Here is a 3404-nt window from a genome sequence, read left to right on the forward strand (position 1 = left end):
CCATTCCTGAAGGCATCAAACCTTTCGATACATTATCACCTTCAGGCATGGCATTATTAAGAACTTTGATAATTTTATCATCTGTTAATTGAATTGTTTTCATTACCATTATACTTTTGAGGGGCATCAAAAAAACTCCAATATTCATTCTCTGATAAAACAGTATCTTTGTCTGAAAAATGGTTTACGCATATATTCGGGTAAGCACTGATAAACAGACAGTGGAGAATCAGAGATTTGAGGTTCAGAAATTTGCTACAGAAAAAGGAATTGTGATTGATAAATGGATATCGGAAACTGTGTCCGGAACAAAAGCGGCCAGTGATCGAAAACTAGGTCCATTATTAAAGAAGATGAAGAAGGGAGATACCCTTGTGATTAGTGAGATCAGCCGCTTAGGTAGGAACCTCATGCAGATCATGAGTCTGTTAAATCTATGTATGAGTAAGGAGACTATGGTATTAACAGTCAAGGAGAGGTATGAGTTAGGTAATAATATTAATTCCCAAATTTTGGCATTTGCCTTTGGTTTATCTGCACAGATCGAACGCGATTTAATATCACAAAGAACTAAAGAGGGATTAGCCAGGCGAAAAGCTGAAGGAATGAGATTGGGCCGAGAAAAAGGGAGCAAGAACTCTCATTATAAATTAGACGTGAAAGATTGCATTATTCGTCAAATGCTTAATGAAGGCAAATCAAAAGCTGCTATCTGCAGGAAAGTGAAGTGTACTTATATTACCCTTGAAAGACATTTGCGTAGAATAAGTGAAAGTGTTGTAAATTAGCAGATAATTACTATCTTTGCATCAAACAATTATGCCCATTGACAGCCCGTAAAAGGAGTTGTCAGTGGGCTTTTTTTATTCAAAAAGTTGAAATATAAAGAAAATGAAAGGACTAAATGAACTAATTGTAGCCGGTTGGATATTATTCGGTTTGCTACTGACTCCGATTATCTTCGGAGTGATGGATTTTAAAAGCGGAGTTCACAAAGCAAAATTACGCGGTGAGAGAATTACTTCTGACGGATGGCGAAGAAGCGTGAAGAAAGTAGGGGAATACTATCGGTTACTCTTTGCCTTGGTAATCGTAGACTGTATGCACATTGGTTGTTCTTGGTACTTAAATAGCTTCTATGATTATCATATCCCCACCTTCCCGTTTATCACGTTTGTTGGTGCGATGGTTGTAGCAGCTATTGAAATACGCAGCATCCGGGAGAAAGCAGAAGACAAAGTGAAAAAACAAATGAGTGATGTCGCTTCACTAGCTGTTGAGATTTCCAGACATAAGGCAGAACCGGCAGAGATTGCGCAGGCTATTATGGAATATATGAATAAAGAAAAGGAGGTTAAGAATGAAAGTACTAATTGACAACGGTCATGGTGAGAATACGAAAGGAAAGTGTTCTCCGGATGGAAGATTGAAGGAATGGGCATATTCTCGTGAGATTGCTGACATGGTTGTATATGGATTGCGAAAGAAGGGAATTGACGCTGAACGAATTGTGAAAGAAGATACAGATGTCCCTTTGTCTGAACGTTGCAAACGGGCGAATGAAATTTATAGAGAGACTGGAAAGAAAGCTATCCTTGTTTCTATTCATTGTAATGCTGCCGGAAGTGGTGAAAGTTGGATGAATGCTCGTGGATGGAGTGTATTTGTTTCTAACAATGCTTCTACGAATAGTAAGAAGTTAGCGGAATCATTCGCTAAGATTGCAGGTGAGAAGGGAGTAAATATCCGTAAGCCGATGCCTGGACAGCTATATTGGGAACAAAACCTAGCGATGTGTCGGGATACGAATTGCCCTTCTGTACTGACTGAGAACTTCTTTCAGGACAATAAGGATGATGTAGAATATCTGTTATCTACTGAAGGTAAACAAACTGTTGCGAAGATTCATATAGAAGGGATCATCAAATATCTGGGTCTATGAAAGTTCTAATATACCTAACCATATTCCTGATGTCGGGAGTATGGTTTGCTTCCTGCCGAAGCACTCAGTACGTCCCGGTAGAGACTATCAAAACAGAAGTGCAATATAAAGATCGTTTGCAACGTGATTCAATTCATGTGCTTGATAGCGTATTTATGTTAGTGAAAGGAGATACGGTATTCCGGGATAGATACCGTATTGAATATCGGGATAAGCTGATCCGGGATACGACGTATATTCATAAGACTGATTCGGTTCAAGTTCCTTATCCAGTCGAGAAGAAACTGAGTCGGTGGCAGTCAATAAAGATGGAGCTAGGTGGTTGGGCTTTGGGGATTATCATAGTATTTGGCTTGGTTATTATTGGGTGGATGGTTTATCGGATCAGAAAGAAGTAGAAGCTTACTTGTTAGCGGACAGGTAACATTGCCTCGGATCGAAAGATTCGGGGCTTTTTTATATTATATTTTCTAATATAAAATATGTATTCATAGTTTAATTTAACTTATTTATTAAGTTTAAAAAGTACTATTCTCGAAGATATGAGTAAGTTTGTACAACTTTAAAATTAAATGTTATGGCTAAGAAAATTGGATATATTGAAAAAGATGGGGTTATATATGTATCTGTTAAAGATGTATTTGAATATCTACATGAAGTAGGGGTAATAACTACAGAAGAACAAATGTGTGCATCTCGATGGGATTTTGAGAAGAATATCCTTAAACGTTTATATGATTGTCATAAGAGTGGTGAACGAATAGATGCTGATATACCTTGGATAATGGATAGAGAATTTTATTGCCATTGGTTACGTTTTGAATATACCGACTTTACGAAGGTTATTAAGGTTTTGCGAAATGAAAGAGAGGTAAAGAAGCTGGCAATGCTGATTGATTTTCATGATTTCTCGCGTAGCAAATTGTTTGTAAAGAGGAAGTTTGCTTTAAAATAATGCTTGGAATGAGAGATAAGAGATAGAGGTATACGGCAAAATACCGTATACCTCATGCTACCACTTTGATAACTCATCTCTTATTCGTAAGAGCTTATCATACGCATATCACAAAAATAGTAGTTGCTCCGGTCTTAATAACTGTAAGGCTGAAATAGTTTCAATCAGTCTCAAACAAGCTAAGAAGAAAAGGAGTGCTTGTAATATTTGCTACAGATAAAGATCAGGTGGTCGAATAAGTTTCCTCTATTTTATGCTCTAAGTAGAATATTTGGATCATTAGGAGCTTTCTTGATGAAATCGTTATCTATCTGATAAGCATCCATCTTATCAGCATCGAAAGGGGTTAATAATAATTGGATATCCACTTTTGACAAAGATGTATCCAGCCATTTTTCTTCATCCCCTTTAGTGAGTATTGCCGGCATCCGATGTTTTGTATTATGAATATAATCCGTTAATGGATTAGTGTCAGTAGTAATAATAGAGAAAGTATCATGTTCCTCT

General features: G+C 37.1%; 6 protein-coding genes. 5 read left to right on the plus strand and 1 reads right to left on the minus strand.

Annotated elements, in window-relative coordinates; translation table 11 throughout:
* Positions 1-179: 179 nt before the first annotated feature.
* From PHO71_RS25770 to PHO71_RS25790, 5 genes are all read left to right on the plus strand, one after another.
* On the plus strand, positions 180-788 hold the full coding sequence (locus PHO71_RS25770) for a master DNA invertase Mpi family serine-type recombinase (protein ID WP_300209043.1): 609 nt from the start codon (positions 180-182) through the stop codon (positions 786-788).
* A 103-nt stretch (positions 789-891) separates the two neighbouring features.
* Complete coding sequence (locus PHO71_RS25775; protein WP_300209044.1) at positions 892-1377, plus strand: hypothetical protein; 486 nt, start codon at positions 892-894, stop codon at positions 1375-1377.
* Positions 1361-1942: an N-acetylmuramoyl-L-alanine amidase gene (locus tag PHO71_RS25780; protein ID WP_300209045.1), complete on the plus strand. Its 582-nt coding sequence runs from the start codon at positions 1361-1363 to the stop codon at positions 1940-1942. Before PHO71_RS25775 ends, PHO71_RS25780 begins: the two co-directional genes overlap by 17 nt.
* Positions 1939-2340: a hypothetical protein gene (locus PHO71_RS25785; protein ID WP_300209046.1), complete on the plus strand. Its 402-nt coding sequence runs from the start codon at positions 1939-1941 to the stop codon at positions 2338-2340. Before PHO71_RS25780 ends, PHO71_RS25785 begins: the two co-directional genes overlap by 4 nt.
* Before the next feature lie 179 nt (positions 2341-2519).
* Positions 2520-2897, plus strand: a complete 378-nt coding sequence (locus PHO71_RS25790; RefSeq protein ID WP_300209047.1) for a hypothetical protein — start codon at positions 2520-2522, stop codon at positions 2895-2897.
* A gap of 251 nt (positions 2898-3148) precedes the next feature.
* On the opposite strand, the gene PHO71_RS25795 is transcribed toward PHO71_RS25790, so the two are convergent.
* Positions 3149-3404 (minus strand): SOS response-associated peptidase family protein (locus tag PHO71_RS25795; RefSeq protein WP_300209048.1); only part of this gene is annotated, 256 nt, incomplete at its 5' end.

The organism is Bacteroides sp., assembly GCF_028690125.1.
GTDB lineage: Bacteria > Bacteroidota > Bacteroidia > Bacteroidales > Bacteroidaceae > Bacteroides.